The sequence below is a fragment of the Bacillus sp. HMF5848 genome, assembly GCF_003944835.1.
GTDB lineage: Bacteria > Bacillota > Bacilli > Bacillales > HMF5848 > HMF5848.
Genome location: NZ_RWIV01000001.1, coordinates 561,630 through 586,321, shown reverse-complemented (window position 1 = coordinate 586,321; position 24,692 = coordinate 561,630). Strand labels below are relative to the sequence as shown.

23 protein-coding genes and 3 pseudogenes are annotated in these 24,692 nt (G+C 37.3%); 7 read left to right on the top strand and 19 right to left on the bottom strand.

The window, feature by feature from the left end; genetic code table 11:
- The first annotated feature begins 86 nt into the window (after positions 1-86).
- Positions 87-587, top strand: a complete 501-nt coding sequence (locus EJF36_RS02835; protein ID WP_125904913.1) for a hypothetical protein — start codon at positions 87-89, stop codon at positions 585-587.
- A gap of 73 nt (positions 588-660) precedes the next feature.
- Here the strand turns inward: EJF36_RS02835 and EJF36_RS02830 are convergent, their stop codons facing one another.
- From EJF36_RS02830 to EJF36_RS02780, 11 genes and pseudogenes are all read right to left on the bottom strand, one after another.
- Positions 661-2,124, bottom strand: coding sequence for an alanine/glycine:cation symporter family protein (locus EJF36_RS02830; protein WP_125904912.1), 1,464 nt, complete (start codon positions 2,122-2,124; stop codon positions 661-663).
- 316 nt (positions 2,125-2,440) lie between these two features.
- Positions 2,441-2,515 (bottom strand): annotated as a pseudogene (locus EJF36_RS22120) (YjcZ family sporulation protein); the annotation flags it as partial.
- A 71-nt stretch (positions 2,516-2,586) separates the two neighbouring features.
- Complete coding sequence (locus tag EJF36_RS02820; RefSeq protein ID WP_125904910.1) at positions 2,587-2,688, bottom strand: YjcZ family sporulation protein; 102 nt, start codon at positions 2,686-2,688, stop codon at positions 2,587-2,589.
- 526 nt (positions 2,689-3,214) lie between these two features.
- A complete protein-coding gene (locus EJF36_RS02815; protein WP_125904909.1) occupies positions 3,215-3,661 on the bottom strand; it encodes a hydrogenase maturation protease in 447 nt (148 codons plus the stop codon).
- Positions 3,661-5,067, bottom strand: a complete 1,407-nt coding sequence (locus EJF36_RS02810) for a nickel-dependent hydrogenase large subunit (RefSeq protein ID WP_125904908.1) — start codon at positions 5,065-5,067, stop codon at positions 3,661-3,663. Before EJF36_RS02810 ends, EJF36_RS02815 begins: the two co-directional genes overlap by 1 nt.
- The gene (locus EJF36_RS02805; RefSeq protein WP_125904907.1) at positions 5,060-5,965 is read right to left on the bottom strand and encodes a hydrogenase small subunit; all 906 of its coding nucleotides are present in this window, start codon (positions 5,963-5,965) and stop codon (positions 5,060-5,062) included. Before EJF36_RS02805 ends, EJF36_RS02810 begins: the two co-directional genes overlap by 8 nt.
- Positions 5,965-6,492 (bottom strand): cytochrome b5 domain-containing protein, encoded by a 528-nt coding sequence (locus tag EJF36_RS02800; protein WP_125904906.1) that lies wholly within the window; start codon positions 6,490-6,492, stop codon positions 5,965-5,967. Before EJF36_RS02800 ends, EJF36_RS02805 begins: the two co-directional genes overlap by 1 nt.
- Before the next feature lie 1,372 nt (positions 6,493-7,864).
- Positions 7,865-8,854: a DUF3231 family protein gene (locus EJF36_RS02795; RefSeq protein ID WP_125904905.1), complete on the bottom strand. Its 990-nt coding sequence runs from the start codon at positions 8,852-8,854 to the stop codon at positions 7,865-7,867.
- 177 nt (positions 8,855-9,031) lie between these two features.
- Positions 9,032-9,886 (bottom strand): alpha/beta fold hydrolase, encoded by an 855-nt coding sequence (locus EJF36_RS02790; protein WP_125904904.1) that lies wholly within the window; start codon positions 9,884-9,886, stop codon positions 9,032-9,034.
- A 116-nt stretch (positions 9,887-10,002) separates the two neighbouring features.
- Positions 10,003-10,788 carry a VanW family protein gene (locus EJF36_RS02785; protein ID WP_125904903.1) on the bottom strand — a complete coding sequence of 262 codons (786 nt, stop codon included), beginning with the start codon at positions 10,786-10,788 and terminating at the stop codon, positions 10,003-10,005.
- A gap of 128 nt (positions 10,789-10,916) precedes the next feature.
- Positions 10,917-11,870: a TRM11 family SAM-dependent methyltransferase gene (locus EJF36_RS02780; protein ID WP_125904902.1), complete on the bottom strand. Its 954-nt coding sequence runs from the start codon at positions 11,868-11,870 to the stop codon at positions 10,917-10,919.
- A 187-nt stretch (positions 11,871-12,057) separates the two neighbouring features.
- On the opposite strand from EJF36_RS02780, the gene EJF36_RS02775 reads away from it, so the two are divergent.
- Both EJF36_RS02775 and EJF36_RS02770 read left to right on the top strand, forming a co-directional pair.
- Positions 12,058-12,828 carry a polyphosphate kinase 2 family protein gene (locus tag EJF36_RS02775; protein ID WP_395940545.1) on the top strand — a complete coding sequence of 257 codons (771 nt, stop codon included), beginning with the start codon at positions 12,058-12,060 and terminating at the stop codon, positions 12,826-12,828.
- 113 nt (positions 12,829-12,941) lie between these two features.
- Complete coding sequence (locus tag EJF36_RS02770; protein ID WP_125904900.1) at positions 12,942-14,522, top strand: M2 family metallopeptidase; 1,581 nt, start codon at positions 12,942-12,944, stop codon at positions 14,520-14,522.
- A gap of 308 nt (positions 14,523-14,830) precedes the next feature.
- Here EJF36_RS02770 and EJF36_RS22115 read toward each other — a convergent pair whose 3' ends face one another.
- The 3 genes and pseudogenes from EJF36_RS22115 to EJF36_RS02760 all read right to left on the bottom strand — a co-directional run bounded on the left by EJF36_RS22115 (position 14,831) and on the right by EJF36_RS02760 (position 17,972).
- Entirely contained in the window at positions 14,831-15,730 is a 900-nt protein-coding gene (locus tag EJF36_RS22115; RefSeq protein ID WP_395940613.1) for a methyl-accepting chemotaxis protein, read from the bottom strand.
- A gap of 39 nt (positions 15,731-15,769) precedes the next feature.
- Positions 15,770-16,561, bottom strand: a pseudogene (locus EJF36_RS22110) (MCP four helix bundle domain-containing protein); the annotation flags it as partial.
- Between the two features lie 532 nt (positions 16,562-17,093).
- On the bottom strand, positions 17,094-17,972 hold the full coding sequence (locus tag EJF36_RS02760; RefSeq protein ID WP_125904898.1) for a hypothetical protein: 879 nt from the start codon (positions 17,970-17,972) through the stop codon (positions 17,094-17,096).
- 171 nt (positions 17,973-18,143) lie between these two features.
- Between EJF36_RS02760 and EJF36_RS02755 the strand changes: the two genes are divergently transcribed.
- Positions 18,144-18,653 carry a CBO0543 family protein gene (locus tag EJF36_RS02755; RefSeq protein ID WP_260471810.1) on the top strand — a complete coding sequence of 170 codons (510 nt, stop codon included), beginning with the start codon at positions 18,144-18,146 and terminating at the stop codon, positions 18,651-18,653.
- Positions 18,654-18,781: 128 nt separating this feature from the next.
- On the opposite strand, the gene EJF36_RS02750 is transcribed toward EJF36_RS02755, so the two are convergent.
- From EJF36_RS02750 to EJF36_RS02735, 5 genes and pseudogenes are all read right to left on the bottom strand, one after another.
- Entirely contained in the window at positions 18,782-19,417 is a 636-nt protein-coding gene (locus tag EJF36_RS02750) for a hypothetical protein (RefSeq protein WP_125904896.1), read from the bottom strand.
- The gene (locus EJF36_RS02745) at positions 19,407-19,781 is read right to left on the bottom strand and encodes a hypothetical protein (RefSeq protein ID WP_125904895.1); all 375 of its coding nucleotides are present in this window, start codon (positions 19,779-19,781) and stop codon (positions 19,407-19,409) included. Before EJF36_RS02745 ends, EJF36_RS02750 begins: the two co-directional genes overlap by 11 nt.
- A 267-nt stretch (positions 19,782-20,048) precedes the next feature.
- The gene (locus tag EJF36_RS22105) at positions 20,049-20,879 is read right to left on the bottom strand and encodes a methyl-accepting chemotaxis protein (RefSeq protein ID WP_395940612.1); all 831 of its coding nucleotides are present in this window, start codon (positions 20,877-20,879) and stop codon (positions 20,049-20,051) included.
- 108 nt (positions 20,880-20,987) lie between these two features.
- Positions 20,988-21,737, bottom strand: a pseudogene (locus tag EJF36_RS22100) (HAMP domain-containing protein); the annotation flags it as partial.
- A 198-nt stretch (positions 21,738-21,935) separates the two neighbouring features.
- A complete protein-coding gene (locus EJF36_RS02735) occupies positions 21,936-22,373 on the bottom strand; it encodes a DUF6376 family protein (RefSeq protein ID WP_260471809.1) in 438 nt (145 codons plus the stop codon).
- A 192-nt stretch (positions 22,374-22,565) separates the two neighbouring features.
- On the opposite strand from EJF36_RS02735, the gene EJF36_RS02730 reads away from it, so the two are divergent.
- From EJF36_RS02730 to EJF36_RS02720, 3 genes are all read left to right on the top strand, one after another.
- Positions 22,566-23,012 (top strand): MarR family winged helix-turn-helix transcriptional regulator, encoded by a 447-nt coding sequence (locus EJF36_RS02730; RefSeq protein WP_395940544.1) that lies wholly within the window; start codon positions 22,566-22,568, stop codon positions 23,010-23,012.
- Between the two features lie 31 nt (positions 23,013-23,043).
- The gene (locus EJF36_RS02725) at positions 23,044-23,604 is read left to right on the top strand and encodes an NAD(P)/FAD-dependent oxidoreductase (protein ID WP_125904892.1); all 561 of its coding nucleotides are present in this window, start codon (positions 23,044-23,046) and stop codon (positions 23,602-23,604) included.
- A 362-nt stretch (positions 23,605-23,966) separates the two neighbouring features.
- Positions 23,967-24,593 (top strand): FMN-dependent NADH-azoreductase, encoded by a 627-nt coding sequence (locus tag EJF36_RS02720; RefSeq protein WP_125904891.1) that lies wholly within the window; start codon positions 23,967-23,969, stop codon positions 24,591-24,593.
- Positions 24,594-24,692 lie beyond the last annotated feature (99 nt).

Genomic DNA, 24,692 nt, shown 5'->3' with positions numbered 1-24,692 from the left:
TCCTTTTCGTCATCATGCTATAATTGTAGTTGAATAAACGAATGAATTGGTCGCCTCATAAGCGACATTTAAGGGGGATAGACACGATGTTAAGCAAACATACATTACAAGAGCTACAGGAATATATAGATGCACATTTAGAACTGTCGGTTGTTGTCATGCAAAAACTGCACGTCTCTTCAGAAAAGCTAGAGTCTATTCACCCAGATGAACTTGAACAGTTTATCCATTCGAAGCGTCAGCCTACCTTCAATCAAGTACTGCTTACTTTTATAGATAAAAAAGAAACAACTGACGTTGACATATACAAAAAGGCTGGCATCGATCGCCGCCACTTCTCCAAAATACGCTCCAATCCAGCATATAAAATAGGCAAACCCAATGCGATTGCTCTAGCTCTCGCACTTGAACTAAACAAAAAAGAAACCGACAAGCTACTACAGGCTGCCGGTTATTCATTATCAGAAAATGACACGTTTGACTTAATCATTCAATTTTTTATAGAAAAGAACATGTATGATATCGATACAATTAATGAAGCCCTGGAATACTTTAGCTTGAAACCACTTGGCACTTTAAAAGAATAGTTTCTTCAAAGGGTTCATCGCATATTTGAATACTAAAAAATCCCATCTCAAAATGAGATAGGACTCTTTCTTATTATATAGCTTCCTTTTTATTTGTTTCTTCTGCTTTATATTCATGTACCCAATAATCTGCATTTTTAATACCAAGCTTTTCTGGGTTAAACACAGGATCTAAGCCTTGTTTCTTTTGTTGCTCATAGTCCTTAAGCGCAAGTAAAGCCGGTTTGGCTAAAATTGCAATCGCAACCATGTTAAGCCATACCATAACCCCTAACCCTACATCACCAAGCGCCCAAGCTAAGTCTGCTGTTCGAATAGCTCCAAAAAATGTTGCAACAAGAAGAACAACTTTTAACAAATACATCGCGATACCACTGCCGCGTTCTTTTGTTAAATAAGCAATATTTGTTTCGGCTATATAGTAATAAGCCATGATTGTCGTAAAAGCGAAGAAGAATAACGCAACCGCTACAAAGCCAGCCCCAAAGCCAGGTAGAAATGTTTCTATCGCTGCCTGTGTATAAGCTGGTCCAGCCTCCACCCCTGGCAAATTATTTACTAAAAATGATCCATCGGGTGCCTCTGTATTATACATTCCGGTAAATAAAATCATAAATGCTGTTGCTGAACACACTAAAAGCGTATCAATATAAACGGAGAAAGCTTGTACTAATCCTTGCTTCGCCGGATGTGATACTTCGGCTGCAGCTGCAGCATGAGGGCCTGTACCTTGTCCCGCTTCGTTTGAATAAATACCACGCTTAACTCCCCATGCCACTGCCATTCCAACCATACCACCGAAAGCAGAATCTAATGCAAAGGCACTTTTTAAAATTAACGAAAAAACGGCAGGCAACTGAGCGATGTTCGAACCAATAATGAAAAGAGACATTAAAATGTACCCTAATGCCATAAAAGGAACGACATATTGCGCAACGGTCGCAATTCGCTTAACGCCCCCTATAATAATAATGCCTAACAAGACAACGAGTACAACCGCCGTGTAAATAGGCTTCACACCAAACGCATTCTCTAAGCCTAATGCAATAGAATTTGACTGAATACCAGGCATTAGAAGACTCATTGCGATAAGGGCAGAGAAAGCAAACAGAGTACTATACCACTTCCACCCTATTCCCTTCTCAATATAATAGGCTGGACCTCCTCGATATACACCGTTTTGTTTCACCTTATATATTTGCGCTAAAGTAGATTCGATAAATGCACTTGATGCACCGATAAAAGCAATAGCCCACATCCAGAAAACAGCACCGGGTCCCCCGAAGGCAATAGCTGTAGCTGTACCAGCAATATTACCTGTTCCAACACGACCTGACAATGCAAGTGCTAAAGCTTGAAAGGAAGAAACGCCGGCATCTGAACTTTTTCCTTTAAACATTAACCGAACCATTTCTTTAATATGACGAACCTGTAAAAATCTCGTAAGTATAGAAAAAATAAGACCTAAACCGAGGCAAGTATAAATCACCCATGAACTCCAAAGAACACTATTCAGCCAATTCACGACAGCTTCCACGATAATCCTCCTTTTTCTGAATATTTTATTTATTGAGAATTATAATGGTTGAGACAATTTTTTACAACACCTTTTTAAAGCATAAAAGCATAAAAGCGATTACATGATTTTTAAAAGTCACATTCCTGTCACTTATTAAATTTTCCACACTATAATGAAAACTCCGCTCACCAATTGTTAATGATGAGCATTTTAAATTCTAATCATATGTCTGATCTCCCCTATATCCTCTTTATTGATATAAAAAAGCGCCTGGAATCCCGTTTTTAGAATTCCAGGCACTTTCAGCAAGTAATAGTCTTGTTACGTTATAAAATTAGCACCATGCTGCGCCAACAATAATTAGCAAAATAAACAATACGACGATTAACACAAATGTGTTACCACCACCGTAATTAGATACTGGTGCTGTATAACCATATCCACCACACCATGACATAAAAAAATCACTCCTTTATTATATTAGTAGCCATAACCAACATACGCTGCTCCTACAATGATTAATAGGATAAACAATACAACGATTAGAGCAAAGCCTGCTCCATAACCTCCAGTTGCACCCATTCATAGCACCTCCTTTTACCGTTGTGTTATACAATATGTAAAACACCTATCATTCGTTATGGATAAAACCCCAATTTACCACCAAGATGTGCTATCACTTTAAAAAACATGCATAAAAAACAATGTTACACCCATTTTTATGGAGACATGTTGAACTGTTGCCAACGCATGCCACTATACGTTCAACGACTTTTTCATATCCATTTCAATTCGTGTCAATTTAATCTCATTGTAAGTCGGCTGTATTAATCTCGTGTACACATATTTTACTGTCGTGACCACATCTTTTTGAAACTAAACTTCCCTTACCATCATCACTTGTACACTTTTTACAAGTTTCACAAAGTCACTGCAATCAGATTAGTTTCTTTATGACATTAATAAACTTCCGTGAACTTTCATTTTTACAAATCGATCATAAAGAAAAGCCTCCCACTAGCATTAAAAAACTAGTCAAGCATAGCTCTATGGTTTAAATAAAAAATGCCAGTCCTCCGTGAGTTACGTTTGACTGGCATTACGCTTATTATATTAATGTATAAATAGCTTTTTTGACATCACCGATGATTACATTCCATCTTTCCGATAAGATTTCACTTAAACCAAGGTTAAATTGTAATTCAGCTGGTTCAATTCCTATAACATAACCTTTAACCGTATCTTTTTTTAGTTTTAACATATGAAATAAATGCTCATCATGAGCGGAGATACTCAAAAATGTCTGCTCTAGAAAATTCTCAATAGGAAAGACAGATACATCTCCTGGTGTCTTGTTGGTACATATTGCATCAATTATTATCACCTTAGTAGCCCCTTCCATCCTCTCAAGACAATAGTCTATATCAGACTCCCCAATTATATGTTCAACATTATTCATCGTATTATCTTTTGCTAGCTCCATGACGACATAATTGCCAATACCGTCATCCATCATTAATTGATTTCCTATACCGATTACAACAATCTTCTTCATTAAAACACCTTTATTGTCTTTACTTTTTTCCCAAGACTATAAATATGAGTAGCACATGACATACAAGGATCAAAAGACCTCAATACCCTTCCAATCTCCGCAGGATTTTCGGGGTCATTAATCTTCATCCCTATTAAAGCTTCTTCAGCAACCCCTCTATACCCCAAGTCGTCTCGCGTTGAGAAATCCCATGATGAAGGAGTAATAATCTGATAAAATGATAACTTTTGGTCACGTATTTTTAGCCAATGTCCCAAAGCCCCTCTTGTAGTGTCAACTAATCCTTTCCCAACAGCTTCCTCTGGTAGATCATACTTCCGTTGAACATCTACACCTGGTTCTACATGTTTTAATAAAACACCCATAACCTCTGCGATTTTCTTTGCTTCGAGTGCTCTCGCAATTGTCCGATCCATTGCAGAAACGCGAAACTCATAGGCTCCGCTCAATATTAACCTAGCTAACGGTCCTACCTCAAATGGAAGGTTTTTATATCTTGGTGCTTTAACCCAAGAATATGCTTTTTCTTTGTCCATATCTGGCTCAGGCACTACTTCACTAGGGTGATACATTGTATCTTTCGCTTCGAACCATGCATATTCTATTTTTTCTTGAATATCTGTGTCATCAAACTTTTCAACAACTCCACCAGTTAGTACTAATGGATCCACATACAATGTCCCTAAATCTTTATAATTATTAAAAGATCCGTAAGTTAACAGATTTCCATAGCCTCCGCCGATATGATAGTACTCTGGATAATAAGCAGCGATATCGTATACATCAGGAATCATGTTTTCATTAATAAAAACAGAGATTTTCTGTAAAATAGAGTCAAGATGTACTATTTTTTCTGCTGTTGCCTGCGTGGTAATACCACCAATAAAAACCCCATGGTTGTGAGGAGCTTTTCCTCCCAATACAGCCAGCATCTGATGAGCCGAGCGACTAATGGCAAGAGATTCAAAGTAGTTTTTTGCAATTCTGTCTTGAATGGGTTTCGGCAGACGAAAATCGGCATGTTCAGATTGGAATAGAGGATTGTGTTCTATATCTACATAGTCTGGTACAGTATATTGATAAAAATGGCGGATATGATTTTGTAAAAATTCACAGCAATGAATAATGTCTCGTAAATACCTTCCTTGTTCCATCGGCTCAATATTCAAGGCATCTTCTAAAGCTAACGATGATGCCATAGAATGAGCAGCTGAACAAATACCACATATACGTTGTGTAAAATAAACGGCATCAAAAGGACTTCTCCCTACTAACATTTGCTCAAACCCTCTAAATAAATGCCCCTTTGTTTTGGCATCCACAATCTCATTATTGTCTACCATCACTTCTATTTCCATAAAGCCGCTAATACGGGTCAGTGGATTTATAACAATTCTCCTACTCATCAGTCACCACCCTTGTTGTGTCATAGCTTATAAAAGGAGCCATCGCATCTGGGAACCCAAACTGCGCGCATCCAATACATGGGGTGTTATCGCCAATCGGCCAATTCACATGACCATTCCATTGTCTAGTTGGGCAGTCTACTCTCGTAACAGGCCCTCTGCAGCCAAGCTTAAACAGACATTCCTTATCACCTAGCTTCTCTGCGAATATACCCCGGTCAAAAAAAGGTCGCCTTGGGCATCGATCGTGTATAAGAGTACTGTAAAACATTAAAGGTCTACCTAAGTTGTCAGTGTCCGGTTGTCCATATAACAAAAGGTGTGCTAGCGTTCCTAAGAACCAATCCGGATGAACAGGACAGCCTGGAAGCTTAATTATTTTTTTATTCGGAAGAACTCGATCAAGCCCTACTGATTCAGAGGGATTGGGCTTAGCCGCCGACACACCACCATGCGTAGCACACGCCCCTACTGCTAAAATGTGTGTTGCTTTTTCACTTAACAATGTTACCGCTTCAAGCCCAGTAAAGGGTCTCCCTTTCCAGCTGCCTATTATGTTATATAAACCATTGTTTTTGAGAGCCACTGCCCCCTCCACAGCTAATATATATTCTTCATCTAACATACTCATTAGCCTCTCAATAGCTTGTTCTCCTTCAGCAGCCATTAAGCTGTTGCTATATTGAAGATTAACCATGGATTGTAGCATATATGAAAAATCAGGATTGTCTCCGTTTAAAAAAGAGATAATATTACCTGAACACCCGTTTAACTCTAAATACACTAGATTTTTTTTACGAATAACTCCTCTCTCTAAGCTATTTCTAGCTTTTGTTGTTAATCTTTCTGCAATAGCTTCATTTGTCATAGACTCTGGAGGTAAAATAGTTCTACCCATTATATTAACCTCCCTACTACAGGTAGTGATTCTAAAATATAGCGTTGTCCCGCATGGCAAGACGCAAATTCCTCCGTATGCTCTTTGCCAGCCGTTAAGGCAAAATGTGTAGCAGCGGCCCAAGCCCGGTTGTTTGTCACATCGTACACAACCCCATCTACCGCCACATAGGCAGCTCTCCCATTTTTCCCATCAAATCGCGCCAATTCTTCTATTGTAAAAGTACGGGAAGCAGGTAGTGAAACGGTTGGTTCCGGTGATGGAGTGATTGGTGGCATGTATGACTGATCTGCACTGTAAGGTTGTGCAGGGAGTTGTGTTTGCATTGGTGACACATAATAATTATGTTGAGCCTGATTGGCTAGTAACTCACTTATAAAGTGAATCGATGAAATATGATCCCATAAGCGTTGTAGCACTCTCTGTTTCATCGAGTTATCCTGAAGCATGGATAAGGTATAGATATCTTGACGTGCCTGTGTTACATGATGGTTCAGTTGCAACCTCAACAAAGCAACGTTTTGCATGCCCTCTCCCCTTCGCAAGAACCATAATCAGTTTTGTTCTCCTTATGTATATGGTGAGATTCTTACACAATATGCAAAACATTCTTTAATTAAGCTGGGAAAATGTATTATATAGACTTTGATTTGCATTTTTTGTTATGCAGTTTAAGTTGAGGGGAGGGACGGTGCAGAAAATTATAATTTGAAAGAGAAAAGCGTAAGGCACCTTATTTGAGCCTAAAGATGATCTCCTTTGTAACTAACTTGTTACACCTTTTGTTTTCGAAACAATAGTAAGTAACTCTCATATACGAGATCACTTCTTAGGAAAAATAAATAAAAACATATATGCTAAATAGACATTTTTACCTTTTCATAAGACATACTAATTAACACGTCCATCCACAATGGGGGAAGGAGTTTAGTTTGTGAACAAAAAAAATATTAACAGGTACAGTTATATAGGGCTATTAATAGTCCACAGCTTGTTATTAATTTTCACTATATACAAAAAGAAAAATAATAGAAAAGCTGTTTTTTTGTCGTTCCTTACGGTTGTGGGGCTGGCTTTTTACTTCGAATATCCTTTATACATACTTGAAGCCTATAAGTACAAAACGAAATTTATAAAAAACAAAGAGCAGGATAATTCACTAGGGTCAATATTCTCCCAAGCCTTATTTGTCCCAACTGTCGGTATTTTCATTTCAGCATTTCAATTAGGATGGAAAATCAAATTATTATTTACGTTATATTTTTTCATAATAGAACGGACCTTCCTAACATTAAAAATTTATACGAACAAGTGGTGGAAAACGAAATATACAGCATTTTTCCTCTTTGTTTCCTTTTATATTAGCGATACATGCTATAAAGAAATAAAGAAAGGCAATAAGTTAATGTTGAAATTGGCTGTTTACAATACATTTCACGTATTGTATATGAGTTTATTTTTTATACTGTCCCTTTTTAAGAAGTTTAAATTTAAACCTGTCGCATTCACTAAAAAGTCTTGGTATTTTCACTATGCTTTTGTGAAGTTGTATTTAAGCTTTGAAACAATCATGACTGCTTTTCTTTTAGAGAGAAGGAACAGGATAAACGTTTTACCTATATCTTTAATTGTAGGGATAGACTCTATCCTTATTAAGTTGAGGATATTGAACGTTAAAGGAGGATATTGGCGGACAATCCTACCAATTAGGTTACTTTCTCACCTATTATTGTTACGTTTAAAAAAGGTGTATGGATCATTATCACCTGATTAAAGACTGTTGATTTGATCCGCTGGCAAAGTGGGGACGGTTCTCAGTCTGCCCCCGGCAGACAAGGGACGGTTCTCATGCTTCCTTCGCCACCCGAAGGAAGCATGAGAACCGTCCCCACGCGTCCATTATTTCAACTTTTTCTTAGCTTGAGGGGGCATTTCCATCCAACCTTTACTAATTAATAGCTCCGTACCATCCTCGGCAAACGCTGCAATTTCTGCCGCTAATCTCGAAAATGCAAGTCCCACATCTCGCCTAATAATGGTGGATGTAGCATCACCATAGTTACTTATACCTTGGGCATTTAAAAAGCTTACTAAATATAGCATTAATTTTTCAGAAAAAGGTGATTCTGTGGAAGCTGTCACTCCAGCATTCCATGTAGTGGGTGTAGGAATATTTTCTTTTTGAAGCAATGTCGATAATGCATCTATGTGCTTCTCTGCAATAGCTTTTCCTCTCATTATATATTTGTGGACGTCACCTTTATGAGTTACTTGTGCAAAGCTTTGCATTAAAGACAAGCCTAACGTATTGGTGATTATATTGTAGAATATACTTGCTATCTCAATACCAGCAAGAGGTCGCTCATCACCAAACCACCCATTTAGAAAACTCTCTTTTTTAACATAATCAATTGATTCTGGAATCGGAATGTATGGTGCACGTATCCAAAGTCCCTTTGATAAAAGTGTCTGTCGCGCATTCTTTAGTAATTTTAAGGATTCTAAAGAAAAGTCTTCATAAAAAGAAAATACATCATCTCTAGCAATTGTATTAATGGCTTTTGAACTGTAATTGAGATTACCTTTTCCTATAAACCATTGAAAATATAATATAAACGGGTCAGTATATAACCTCTCGGAATTTTGAATCAAATCATTATCACCAAATCCGACTGGAATGGGAAAGGTGTCACCTCCAAATATCTCTTTTAAACGATTAATATTATTTTTACATGATTGTAGTGTAGATGCATTTAACTGTTTTATTTCAGGATCCTCTGCAATACTGTTGAAATATGTTAACATGCAATAATTTAATGTTTCAGCCTGATATGTGGACCATAAATACCCCATCTCCGTTGCTGTCATATCAATATGATTGGTTGCCACTAATCCTTACACCCTCTTTATTGTTATCATTAAGCATAGTATGGACAGTCGTAATCAAATTATTAATAGACTAGGGCAAAGTGGGGACGGTTCTTAGTCTGCCCACGGCAGACAAGGGACGGTTCTTATGCTTCCTTCGCCAACCGAAGGAAGCATGAGAACCGTCCCCACACATCCCTAGCTTATTCGATTGAAAAATTTTCTTATAACATGACTTAATTCTGATGCATGACTTGTTAAAGGAATGTGTGTCATCCCTTCTATTATGACGACCTCGCAGTCTGAAAGATACTGCTTATAGTGTTCCACCATCACAAGCTTTTCCGCTAGCTTAGGTTCTCTCTCTGCTGGTAAAAACAGCACAGGACACTTTACAGAAGGATAGCAGCTCTCAAAATGAATGTCACACCACGCCTCCATTAATTGCTCATAACATTCAGAAGGCATCATATGTGTTAGCTTACCATTCGATAAAGTTCTTAAAAGTACATGTTCACCACATAGCTGCACATACTCATCACCAAATTCACCGAAGACCTCTGCGATGAACTGCTTAAAATCACTTCGCGAGTCGAATTCGATGATTTGTTTTTCTCGTGCTTTCTTAAGCCACTCTTCCTTAGTCCCATCCATCTCACCATGTTCACCAATGAAGTTTAACATCCCTGCATCTATATTTACTAAGGACTTTACACGATCTGAATACATCGCCGCTGCATGTACTGCAACATCTGTTCCTAGTGAATTCCCAACCATATGTACCCTATCTAAATTCAATTCATCCATTATCGCAATCAAATCGTTTGCTTGATTTTCCATCTCATAGCCACTTTTCGTATAAGGCGAGCGCCCATGGCCTCTAAAATCTACCGTATACACCATAAAATGATTTTTAAGATACGGGATTACTTTACTCCAAATAAACCCATTGAATCCACCTGGATGCAGAAGAAACACCGGCTCCCCTGCCTCGCTATACTGTGTTACGTGTAACTGTGCATCTTTCAATTGAACTATATGTTCTTGCATCATTTTTCCTCCTTATGGCAGAGTGGCGACGGTTCTCAGTCTGACCCCCGGCAGAGTAGGGACGGTTCTCATGCTTCCTTCGCCAACCGAAGGAAGCATGAGAACCGTCCCCACACATCCTAAAGTTCATATTTTACTTCAGAAAAGTTCTTGAATAACATGTTTTCTTTTATACAATTCCCTGTTCGTTTATCGATTGTTTTACGCCAAATTTCATTTTTACGATAGTTTTTCTCTGCCTTTTTTATAAATGCATGATTTCTTTCTTCTATGTGATACGACAATGGCCATTCCTTATCAGTCAGAATCGTACCTTTTAAATGTACATCAGTCAGCCATACTTTTATTTGAAAAGATTGCTTAGTTGAATTGTGGAATTGAAGGTCGACATAATTATAGAAAACACCTGCTCCAGTCCCAAACGGAAGCACTCGCCCTTCATCTGGAAATGGATCAAAGCTGTGGTGATATCTTTCTTTCACCTCTAGCGGTGTATGTAGTGCCATCCAAAATAGCAGATTTGCGAGCTGACAAATCCCCCCACCAACTCCTCTTTTAACCTCCCCCATGGAGAGCAGCATTCCTTCTATATATCCTTTTGATTTACTAGTTCGCCCTACAAGCTCCCAAAACGAGAAAATCTGTCCTGGTTGAATAATAATGCCATCAATCTTACTTGATGCTAACGTTATATTCGTAATTTTGTTTTCTTGAAGCTGCGGATCACTATCACCTAGTTTTCGTCGTAATAATGACTGATGCTTTTTACATGTAAATGAAAGTGACGTATCACTAAAGCTTTTCGCAAAATGCTTTCTGTCTTTCATATTTTTAACATATCGAAATAGTCGCTTTTGTTCAATACGCGCATGATATATGACGGGATGTATCTCTGATAAACGCACGAGCACTCCTCCTAATGTTAATACCTATATTCATCTTATATTACATTAACAATAGGAAACTAGTATTTTTTTACATAATTTATCAAATACCGATAAACAAAATGCACACCTAACTATTATGATGTGCTTCACTCACAGACGAGTATTTGTCGTGTAAAGGTCCCCTTCGAAACTTCACATCGGTCGACAATGGTAAAACCAGCATCTTGGACAATGCTGTCGATCTGTTCAATCGTGACAATCACCACTCGTCGTGCAAACCGCCGTGCACTTTGTAGCAATTCAAGCTGTTCTTCGTCTGTTATAACGGAGCAAAGATTGTACGGCATATCAATAATTGCTACATCATACGATTCAGTCACTTCGCGAATATCTCTTAAAATAACTTGTCCGTTATATCCGAAATGAGCAATGTTTTCACGTGCCCCTTTCATAACAAGTGGGTTGCTATCACCACCAACAATGTCAATTCCCATTGATAAAGCCTCTACTAAAACTGTCCCAATGCCACAGCACGGATCTATCACTTTCACATCTTCAAGTTCTGGCACAGCAATATTAACTACAGCTCTTGCTACTCTCGTGCTTAACGCAGTTGAATATTGATGAGGTTTCTTTTGATGAAGATACCAAATACTTTTATTTTCCTCGTAATACCCAAAAATCCATTGTTCATTTACCCTCATAATCGCTAACATTATATCGGGATTATGGAGGTCAGCGGTTCCTGGTATCCGCAGACCAACCTCACGTTCAATGCTACGTCTTTCCTCAAAATCAATTTTATCTTTGTCATGTCTTATAACGATAACTTTGAAACTGGACTTAAATGGTGGTAGTAGATGAACTTTTTCTAAAAGCTCCTCAAGCGTATCAACCTTAAAGATTACTTCAATTCTCTCTTTTATAAACGGGCTTCGGCTAGGATCGATTTTTATTGAATGTTCGACAATATTTGTTCTATTTTTCACCCCAAACATTGATCGCATTTCTAAATGGCACAAAGCTCGTTCTTCATCATGATAAGAATATGTATATATATATGTGGTGGCTTCTATGATTGTATCATTCAATTTATACATCCCCTTTTAAATCACACGCTAATTTTCTAATTGAACTACTATATTATATTTCACCTCAACATATTTACGTGTAAGATTTTTCTCCTTTTTATAAAATCATTGCACTATATAACAAATAATGGAATGATAACAATAATATACTTTTTAAATAGTAGTCCTTTTAAAAACTAAAGATGAGGTGATGAAAGTGGGGAAACGATTAGATGCGGTTGATTTATCTTTACACATTGAAACTAAAGAAGATTATAAAAGCAAATTAAAAAAGGCTCAAAACGAGCTATTACATCTACAGCAAGACATCTTTCAACAAAACATTCCTTGCATCTTCGTCTTTGAAGGCTGGGATGCTGCTGGTAAAGGCGGCGCTATTAAGCGCATTACCGAAAAAATAGACCCACGAGGATTTCAAGTACATCCCATTGCTGCTCCTACATCAGAAGAACAACAGTTTCACTATTTGCACCGCTTTTGGAAGCGCCTTCCTCCCCATGGCCAAATAGCTTTATTTGATCGGTCATGGTATGGTAGAGTGCTAGTAGAAAGAATAGAAGGCTTTGCTACAAAGGACGAATGGCAACGAGGTTACGATGAAATCAACCAGTTTGAAAAATTGCTACATGACGATGGCTATGTCATTCATAAATTTTGGTTTCACATTAGCAAAGTCGAACAGCATAAGCGTTTCATAAAGCGGCAACATCATCCCTTAAAGCGCTGGAAGCTCACTGATGAGGATTGGCGAAATCGCGAAAAATGGGATGAGTACGAAGTCGCGGTAGAAGACATGCTCGAGAAAACCGACACATCATACGCTCCATGGACTATTATAGAAGGTAACGACAAATGGCATGCACGACTCAAAACACTGAATGTTGTGATAGAAGCGATGAAAAGTCATTTACAAAAAAACTCAGCAATTCAAGGTATCATTGATCAAAATAACTATATTAACCAGTAATATATACCAAGAAGGCTGATGAATATTAATTCGTTGACCTTCTTTTATTGTTTACAAAAATTTGCTAAAATATTTAGAAACGCGAAATAAATATAGATTAAGGGGTGACCTTCATGAGTGTGAATAAATTCTTACTAGAACAAAATGAAATAATACGAGAATTGCATATTTCTAGAGCTGAATCATCGTGGATGGCTTCAACAACAGGAGATGCTGAATGGAATCAAAAGACGGCAAAAGCACAAACAGACTTAAATCTTTACTACGCAAACAAAGAGCGTTTCCAACAAGTCGAACAATTTCTAGCGCAAGACATTGATAACCCATTACATAAACGTCAACTTGAAATCCTACACGCAAGCATGGTGAAAAATCAACTCCCAGAAGAAGATTTAAAAGAGATGATAGACATATCAACAGAATTAATTGGTGTTTTTAACACGTTTCGTGCAACACTTGATGGTGAACAAGTTTCTGAAAATGATATTCGTCAGATTCTTATTAAAAGCAATAATCTAGAGCTAAGAGAACGGGCATGGCATGCCAGTAAACAAATAGGACATGAAGTAGAAGAAAAGCTACTTACTCTTATTCGAAAAAGAAACGAAACGGCTCGTGCCCTCGGCTACGAGGATTATCACCAAATGAGCTTTGAATCACAGGAACTGGACAGAGAGTATGTCTTTAACACGTTCAACGAGTTAAAAGAATTATCCGATGAGCCCTTCCGCCAACTAAAATTAGAGATGGATGAAGAGCTTGCTGCACGTTTCCAAGTAGCAGTAGAAGACTTACGCCCGTGGCATTATGCGGACCCTTTTTTCCAAGAAGCACCGCCATCAAAGGACTTAGATCTAGATCCTTTTTATGAAGGAAAAAGTCTTGAAGACTTGACGGTTTCTACTTTCAAAAGCATGGGAATGGATATTACAGACATGATTGAGAAAAGTGATTTGTATCCTCGCGATAAAAAAAACCAACATGCTTTCTGTACCGACATAAACCGTGACGGCGACGTTCGCGTGTTATGTAACAATGTTGAATCTGACTATTGGTCTGTCACAATGCTACATGAATTTGGTCATGCCGTGTATTTTAAATATATAGATCGTGAATTGCCTTTCATTTTAAGAGCACCGGCACATACACTTACTACTGAAGCTATTGCTATGCTTTACGGTCGTATGGGTAAAGACCCTAATTGGATGCAGAGATTCTTAGGTGTTAGCCAAGAGCAAGTTGAGGCATTAACACCACAAATAAATCAGTCATTACGACGACAAATGTTGATTGCCGCACGTTGGATTATGACGTTCGCTTTCTTTGAGCGTGAATTATATAAAAATCCAGACCAAGACCTAAATTCATTATGGTGGAGCATCGTGGAAGAGGTACAGTTTGTCAATCCTCCTGAAAACAGAAGCTATCCACACTGGGCTGCAAAAATTCATTTTACGCTTGTTCCTGTATATTACCAAAACTATTTATTAGGAGAACTAACTACTTCTCAGCTTGAGCGATATATTGAAAAAAATATATGTAACGATTTATTCAACATTAAAGTCGGTGACTTTCTCGTAAACGAGTTCTTTGCTCCTGGGGCAAAAGACCACTGGAACACGAAAATTGAGAAGGCTACGGGTGAGAAATTAAATCCAATTCATTTCGTGGAGCAATTTGTGAATGGGAAGTAGAATAATATTAGAGTGATATATTTAAACCCTACAATTTTTAAATATAGTGAGAACCTATCATTGTGATTGTCGGTTGCAAGCTTTCTAAATTAGAAAGCGAACCGGCTTTTTAGAAAAGTACAAGCGCCTTGCTCAGCCCCGGCGAACTTAAGACGTCCCCCGCAAGAAGGACCTTCCCTCCGGAGGGGAACGGCTTGACTTCGAGGGGCTAGGCGCTGGAGCCAGACACTAACACAAAGCGGCATGTCAAACGACATGCCGCTTTGTGTGCAATAAAGAGTAACTAAACTCCCTTTTTCCTAAAAAAACTACATTTTAAACTTTGCCATGAGCCCTTGCAAATTGTCAGCTAGTTTGGATAAAGACTGACTAGAAGCAGATACTTCTTCCATTGTAGCAAGTTGTTCTTCTGTTGCTGCCGAGCTTTCTTGGCTTGCTCTTGCGGACGATTCAGCGATTTCTTTCACTCCATCCACAGCTGTCACAATATGCTCTGAAACGCTTGCTATTTGTTGAACGGCTGCTACTACTTCATGCACTTTTTTAGAAACATCTGTCATGGCACCTGAAATAGAGTCAAAAGATGTTTTTACTTCATCTACATATGTAATACCGTCCTCTACCTTGTCCATGTTATCGGTCATAGAATCTACTGCTTTTGACGTATCAATTTGAATTTCTTGGATCGTATGAGAGATTTGAGAGGCTGATACTCTAGACTCTTCCGCTAACTTCCGCACCTCGGCTGCTACGACTGCGAATCCTTTTCCTCCCTCACCTGCTCTAGCCGCTTCAATAGCTGCATTCAATGCTAGAAGATTCGTTTGGTCCGCAATGTCCGTAATTAAACCTACAATATTTTCAATTTGGTCTGTTTTCTGATCAAGCGCTTTTATTAACAATGCAGTCTCGGATACAGACACTGAAATTTCCCTCATCTGACTCACCACTTCTTCTACCTTGACAGTACCTTGTTCAGTGGTAGTAGAAGCTGATTGAGAAACTTGTTCCATTTCCTCACTGTTTTTTGCAATTTGCTGTATCCCTGCGGACATTTGCTCCATAGAACTAGATACCTCATTAACACTTTGCAATTGTCGCTCTGCTCCCTCTGCTGACTCTTGTGTAATTAGGGTCACTTGCTCAGAAGCTTTCGTACTTTGTTCAGCACTAGCATATAGTTCTTCTGATGAGGACGCAACCTGCATAGAAGAGTCATGGACTTGAGCCATCGTATCTCGTAAAGTACTAACTGTTTCGTTCAAGGCGGCAATAATGTCCCCAATCTCATCTTTTCGCTTATACTTAATTTCCTGTTGAGATAAATCTCCATCAGATAATGCTTGAATAGCTTTAGTAGCTATGCGCAGAGGCTTCGTGATGGAACGCGCTATAAAGAGCGCACCTATTACACTTAATAAAGCTGTAATTCCTATAAATAAAAGATTTTGCAAACGAGTACTTTTAAAAGTAGTGTCAGTAGATATCTTTGCTTCTTTAATAGAGTCTTGGTTCAACCTTAGAAGTTTATCTACTGTTCCTTCTATATTGTTCATACTTCTTTCTAATTGCATACTTATCTCAAATAACTTAGTATTAGTCATATTACTTGATTCTATGACACTATCTGTTACCTTCCACAAGTTATCACGCCTTAACACAAGTTCTTCATATATGGCTCGTTCCTCTTCGGTTTCTAAGTACCCGCTGTATTCCTCATATCGAGTTACCAACTTATCCTTTTGTTCTACATACGCCTCTCTATATTCATTCATCTTAGGTGTATTTCTTGAACGAACGACTGTTAAATATTCTAATATAAGGGAGTATTCTTGTGAGTGATTGTAACGTATGCTATGTGCTAGCTCTATGGACGGAATTTCTCCCTCAGTTATGGAGTTGAGCGAGTTATTAATAGTTCCCATTTTTATGTAGTTAAATCCTCCATTTGCAAATAAACCAATAATCATAAGAGCAAAAGCTAGCAATAATCGTTTACCAATTGTCCATTTAAAATTAGACTTACGTTTCAGCTGCATTATTTTTGTCTCCTTCGTGGAAGTATAATCTATGAGTTAACCCCAGCTTACTACCTCCCAAATCTCAACATTACTTTGATTTGATTCATGATGATACTTTCGGAAAAAAATTGGGGGAATTGGACGTCGAAACCTATTGTACAATATTAAGTGTTTTAAATGTCATTCCTGTAATATGTTTATTTTTTCAAAAAAAGACTAAAGTTCAAAATTATAAGAAATATACCAACTAGAAATGTACGTCTATTCTCCATTAGGTCTAACAATTTTATTGTTATATTTCCCTAACATTGTATTTTGCTAAGGAGCCATATCACCCTTAGTTACGTCACTTATGAAAACAGGATTTACTGAATGTTAGTGAAGAGAAAACAATAAAAAAGGCATTGCAAAATACAATACCTTAAAACCATCGTGTCTTTTGTATAAATTAAAAAACTGATATATAAATAGAGCACATAAACTAATTCAAGTTTATATGTCAAATTGAATTTTGTGCTCAGCACAGTCCTTCATATGTTGATTAGGTGCTTCACTTCCCTATATATATATCTTTCTCGAATGTCGAGCCATTCCTGTAAGTTACTTTCAGAGTGAGTTTTTTATACTCATTCTCTCCCCTATCAAACGTTTGAAAATAAGCACGCCCTCCTTGTTCGGCGTTGAGCTTTAGTTCTTCAACTGCATTATCTTGATTGGTGATTACTAAATCTACATCAGTGATAGAATTCCCATTCCCCTTATCAAGAACGTTATTGTTTAAAAATATAGTAAAGCTATCCTTGTGCATATTAAGCTCTGCTTCTATAATGCCGTACTGGGACGCGCTAAAGTTTCCTAAGCTGGATGTATGCATGCTGCCGCTTTTCATCAATCCATCAGACGATACAGATACATAATACTCAAGCCCTTGCTGTCTCATCTGCTCCTCTAAAACCTGCTTACTTTTTTCTTCCTGATTACCATTTCTATCAGATACCATGACATGCCATACCGGCTCTAAATTAAGCTCAATAGGAAGTAAGACAGAAAACAATCCATTTTGTTGTTCCGTTGCTAAAATAGACGTAAAATCATCTTCGTCAGCAAATTTATAATGAAACATAACTTCCGAACCTGTTTGCAACTCTTTGATTTGCCATTCAAACTTTACCTTTGCTTCCCCATTTTCTATATTACCTTTATCCATATCCATCGAGATAGAGCTCATCCAGCTTTGCTCTTGCTTCATATCGTTCAAAATATTTTGTATGTGACTTGTTTGTCCATCTACACTACGCATAATCTGACTTTGATAATTGTTCAGTGAATTAATCTTGTTTTCCACTTCAGATATCCTAGAAATCATGGAAATGTTTATCCCTACACTAAGAACTAAAGCTAACACTACAAATGTTTTAAAATACTTCATACTACCTCCACTTTTCTAACTTTTTTATTCCATATGTACTGACGCAACAGAAGCGTGATAAGTTTCATATGTTAAAATCCATAAACGCGATGAAGTCAGAAAAAAATTCTCCATTATTACCTAGAAATGGCACATATTTAGGCCGGTAACATCCAAAACTATCGTAAGGAGGTGTTCACCTTGGTCCGAAAAAAAGAAAAAGCATCGATTACGTTTCTTTTTACAACCACACTAATTTCACTATTTTTACTTCCTTTTGCTATCGCAAAGCGCCCTATTAAGGATTGGCTTATTGTATATCTCGTTAGTTCTGTTGGCAACTCATTTATAGATAAAATCCTTGTTTCTCGAGGATATTTAAAATATAAAATACGACCTCTCCCAAGTATATTTAAGATTCATTTACCCTTTGACCATATCTACTATCCATTAATGTTACTTTATTACAATCAGTGGACTCTAAATAGTAAACCAATAGGGTATATATTAAAACTGTTTCCTTTTGTTATACCACAAGTCTTTATCGAAACATTTGCCGAAAGAAATACTCGTCTCATTTCTTGGCGAAGAGGATGGACATGGTATCACTCACTCATAAGCTTAATAATAAAGCTGTTAGCATGTAGGGGTATAATCGGTGGCATAAGGGTATTAAATAAAAATGGTTTGTCTTTCAAATAAGCGACTAAAATTTACATCTATTGTTTCTTATTATTGTCGCAAACTATATTGTTAGAAGCTAGTACTTAATGGAAAATAACTTACAAAAAGAGCTGATCTCCTTTAATGGTATCAGCTCTTTGAATACATTATCTAAAAACCATTGCAATGACTTGGTCTACCGTCATATCACTACTAATATTGTATGTCCCAAGCTGTAGTTTATTAGCAATACCCCGTCTTTCCACTTCCATCGTAAAGTTATACGCCTTGTCAATGATGCCAAGTTGAACAAGAGCCTGCCCAACTTCAAAACTTGTCATCCCTTCAGCCACTGTTACAGTAGTGGTGGTAGCGGTTGGTGCTTTTTCCACAGGTACTTCTGATTCTTGCTTATCCTTATCTGGCTCAACCGCAACTTGTTCTTGATTCTGTTCCTCTGTACTTTGAACTGGGTCCTGCGCCTCATTTTGAGCTTGACCGTCTTGGTCTCGGCCTTGACCTTCTTGAGCTTGCGTCTTCTCCTGGCTCTCTGTTTGACTCTGCTCTTCATCACGATCCTGCAGCGTATTCCATTCTTCTTCCGTATGAATAACATAGCCTGCAGCCGTTAGCATCTCTCTCATTTCTTCTTCAGTTAATGCTGTATTTATCTCTTCTGTATTAGCTTCGGCAAGCGCCTCACTACTAATTAGCTCATCCGGTTGCATAAAATAAGCGACTGCACTAACTGCCGTTGCTACAATAAGTCCTGCCGCAAAGCTTCTTAAGCGTTTATAGTCCATGAGCAATCTTTCCCCTTTCACGAATAGAAGAATTGAAAGGAGCTAACAACTGCTCTACATCTCTCACACTCATTTGCGTTTTTTCTGCCATACTTTGTAAGGAATATCCTCGTTTATATAAATCTAGTAATTCACGTAACATTTCACGTTCATGGAGAGTTACCCCTACTTGTTGAGCTGTAATTTCGCCATCAAGTTCAACTTTGTTCATTTGTGTTTGCAGTTTATTTATTTCTTCCATCACATTTATATACATCGTATCGACTTTTCGTTGCTCAGCTTGATCTGTTTGTCGCTTCATAACAAATGATACACCTAGTAATACTACAGCTACTATAAATAATGTTGCTAACACCCATTCCATTTAGAAGGTCCTCCCTATTTCTACATATATCTTCAATCTCTAATTATACTAATAAATCAACAAAAATGGTGCAATAATCGACAAAATACGCCAATAGTCAGATATATTGGGTGAATTTACTACTATTTAAATAGTTACATAGACCCTAGAGTTCTTGTAGAAGAGCTTTTATATATTATTAGCTACGAAAAGGTATTCATTTAAAAAAAGACCGCCAAGTAAGTTAAAGAGTTTACTTGGCGGTCCATGCATTTGTAAACTAAACCATTAAGACTTAAGTCTACTAACTAAACTTTGTAATTTTTCGGCAGTAGTAGCAAGATTCTCGGCTGATGATGCTATCTCTTCAATCGCGGCTAACTGTTCTTGTGAGGACGCTGCCACATTTTGAGAAGCTGAAGAAGACTCTTTTGAGATATTCGCTAGGCTTTCAATAGATGAAACAATTACTTCCGTTCCAGAGGCAAGCTGTTTAGATGCCTCGGTCACTTCTTGAATCTGATTGTTTACTTGTTGCACAGATCTAGAAATCCCTTTAAACGCTTCCCCTGCTTCATTCACTAAGACGAGACCTGCTTGCACTTCATCATGCCCCTTATTCATACACTCCACAGTTTCTGTTGTATTTAATTGTATCTCCTCAATTAAGTGTGTAATTTTTATAGCAGACTCCTTTGATCCCTCCGCTAATTTTCTAACCTCATCTGCAACAACCGCAAACCCTTTTCCAGCTTCTCCTGCACGAGCCGCTTCAATGGCTGCATTCAAGGCTAGTAAATTTGTTTGTTCTGCAATATTTGTAATAACATTTATAATTTGACCAATATCATGGGAGAGAGAATCAAGCTGCTTTACCTTTGATCCAGCATCACTAACGATTCTCTGAATCGAGTCCATTTGTTCCATAGATTTAAAAATTGCTTCACTCCCAGTCTCAGCAGCTATTGATGCTAAATTAGATGAGTCGTAAACGGCTGTAGAGGACTCGGCGATAAAATGAATACTTTTTGTCATGTCATTTGTTGCAATGGTGCTACTTTCGGCTTGTTTAACTTGTTGTTCAGTTCCATAAGCAATCTCCTGGATTGATTGCGTCATTTGATTGGTAGCATTGGCACTCTGTTCAGCGCTTGCTGATAATTGCTCAGAAGATGAGGCAACCTCCATCGTAGTTACTTTAACATTTTTAACAAGCTCTTGAATGGATTCAATCATTTTATTAAATGCCGTCGCTAATTGTCCGACCTCATCATTGCTAGTAATGGAAAGACGGGCTGTTAAGTCTCCTTCATTGCTTGCAAGTTCTTCTAGTTTACTTACAACCTCTTTAATTGGTTTTGTTGTTCTTCTAGCGATTCTAAAAGCAATTATAATCCCAATAATTATCGTAACAATGATAACTATAATACCGATAACAAGTTGCGACTCAATGTATTTACTATCCTTTTGTACCTTTGATGCTATTAACTCTTCTTGAATGTGTTTAATTTCTTCTAAATTTGATGAAAACACATGTCGTACTTCCGCATAATGACCGTTATATATTTCCATTGTCTTTTGTTTATCTTTTTTCGCTAGGTCCATCATAATGGATTGTAAATAAATCAATTGCTGACTATAGCTGTCTAATTCATTAAAAATTTGAATCGAACGTTCATCAACAAGAAACGGTTTTATTTCCTCAATACTCTGAGCAATCGAGGTAACATATGTATCATAATTTTGTTTTGCTTCGTTGTCATAAGGATCAATAATCAACCCTTTCATCGCATCTGTTAATGCTAAATCTTCATATTGAATTCTTGAAGCAAGATTTAATTTATAAACATCATATTCTACTAAGTTTTTATATGATGTTCCAACATGCTGTAAGGAGAAATATATCATACCAAAAGCTATCACACATATAAACAAGACAGCGCCAATTCCAAGTAGTAGTTTTCTTTTTATGCTCATGATTTTAGATCCTTTACTTAATATTTTTTAAAAATTGAGGTTTCAAAAATAGTAATACTCTCATATATATAATACCTTTACAATGTAAGCGCTAACAATGGTAGTTTTTAAATATTCATCTGTACTTTTTTAATGTGAAGGATTATATGTCTCCTTTCATGCAAAAGGGACTGAACAAAATGTTCAATCCCTTATCATTTATATATTAAGTTGTTCTAACTGATTTAAAAGCTCGGTTATCTCATTAATTGTTTGAATGAGCTGCGAATTTTCAATTGCATCTATTACTAATTGACCGTTCTCTAACACTTTATCAATCTCTGCTTTTATTGCTTCGTTTTGCTGCACAATTTTGTCGTGAATGTCTCGTGCAATAGCAGGAGCATCAATGCCATTAAATTGCTCAATGTCTTCCCGCAATGTTTTCAATCTATTCTCTAAATCTGCTCTAACAGCCTCATCAGTTGCAGCTTCTTGAATTAGTCTTGGAGCTTCTTCGGCAAAGTTTGTTAAAGTAGTTATATGCTGCGTTGCCTCTTCAACATACTGTAGCGATTTATTTACTTCACCTAAAAACGAACAGCCACTTAACACAAAGGTTACTAACACTATAAAAAATACATATACTTTCTTCAATCTTCACACCCCTTTTAGAATTCATATATATTTACTGTTTATATACACGTTAAGTTTCATTTTCTAACAAATATATTCTCGACAAAAAATTTATCGTCGGCTTGTTGCGCGCACAGAATTTGACTTAACTGTATATTTTTCCTATACTAGAACCTATATTAGTATGTATAGCAACTAACCTTTGCAAGGTGTGTGATTAATTTGAAATTAAGTATTCATGATTACATTAGTATTAAAATTCATCATACCGATTTAAAATTGACGGGATTCATCAAGTCAAAGCTTGAACCATTTAATCTTGCACCTGAGCAAAATTTAATCATGATGTTGCTATGGGAAAAGGATGGCTTGACTCAGAACCAAATTGTTGAAAGCTTGGATAAAGACAAAACAAACATTGCCCGAATGGCCGCAAACTTAGAAAATAAAGACTTTATCAAACGAGTTCAATGTAACAACGATCGACGGTCGGTTCGACTTTATCTCACAGATAAAGGAAAAAAGCTCGGTGAAAAAGTAATCCCAATTGCAGAGGAATTTAATGCCATCGTATGTAAAGGCATTACAGAAGAAGAACTTCTACAAGTAGAAAAGGTACTTTCAAAAATGAACGCAAATGTACAAAATTTGAATGATTAAAAGAATAATTAAAAATGGGGGATCTTCTCTTATGTATGATATTGTAATTATTGGTAGTGGACCTGCCGGTTCAAGCGCTGCGATTTTCTCAGCAAAAGCAGGTAAAAAGACAATAGTACTAGATAACGGAAAAAGCATGACCAACCGTGCATGGGTAGAAAACCATTACGGAGTTTCCGAAATAGAAGGGCCAGAACTTATTAAAGTAGGCAAACAACAGGCTGAAAAATTCGGGGCTGAGTTTGTCTCTGATACCGTCACAAACGTTTCGCAAGTAGATGGTGGATTTAAAGTTCAATCTGAGAAAAATGAATATACCGCAAAGCATGTTCTGTTTGCTTCCGGAGCACTGACAGATCTTGCTGAGAACATGGGGCTAACACTCATCCCTGGCACAGAACCTAGAATAAAAACAATTATTGATGTAGACAAAGAAGGTCGCACAAATATTGGTGGGATTTGGGCTGCAGGAACTGTTGCTGGTGTTAGTGTGCATACAATCATTACAGCAGGACATGGTGCAGCAGTTGCCATTAATATCATTAGTGAGCTAAATGGTGAACGTTACGTTGATCATGACATTTTAAAGTAAGTAATATCTGATGTCGCCTAGCCGTTAAAAATCTCTTGTTTTGATGTCAAACTCAAGAAAAGCGCAAGCGCCTTGCTCAGCTCCGACCAGTTTAAGGTGTCCCCCTCCGGAGGGGGACACCTTAAGATCTCGAGGGGCCAATCTAGGAAAAACACTTATATTTTCTTTACCGTCATCAGAGGACAACGTTATAAAACAACGTTGTTTTTTTATGATAAAATCACATCCATTGACAATATCTTTCTGATTTTATATACTATCGAAAGAAATTAGTTGTTGTAGCAACCTTTATCACTTCAACAACTAGTTAATTTTTAAAAATAAAAGTTGCTATGACAACTAAATATATTGGAGGTACTTTTATGACAAATGTATTATTTATAAAAGCAAATTCTAGACCCTTTGAACAGGCTGTTAGTGTAAAGCTATACCAAACATTCCTTGATAGCTACAAAGCAACAAATCCTGAGGACAATGCGACTGAGCTTGATCTATTCGAAGAAAAACTTCCGTATTACGATTTAAATATGATTAACGGCATGTTTAAACTATCAAAAGGGATGGAATTAACTAGCGATGAAAAAGCCGCAACAGATATTGTAAATCGCTATTTAAATCAATTTTTAGCAGCAGATAAAATTGTATTTGCCTTCCCACTGTGGAACTTTACTGTTCCCGCTGTTTTACACACATATTTAGACTATTTAGGACAAGCCGGTAAGACTTTCCGCTATACAGCGAATGGACCCGAAGGCTTACTTTCTTCGAAGGAAGTAGTACTGTTAAACGCAAGAGGTGGTGTATACTCAGAAGGACCAGCTCAATCAATCGAGATGGCTGTTAATTATGTAACTGCTATACTAAACTTCTGGGGAATTGAGAATATTAAAACTGTCATTATAGAAGGACATAATCAATTCCCTGACAAAGCAGAAGCCATTATAGAAAAAGGACTTACTGAAGCAAAAGAAGTAGCCCTAGCTTTTTAATATATGGCTCTATCCTGAAATAACTGTGGATAACTTTTATTTCATTGATTTATGTGCTTATTTTTTTGCATGGATGTCTGTTAAACTTCAATATTGATT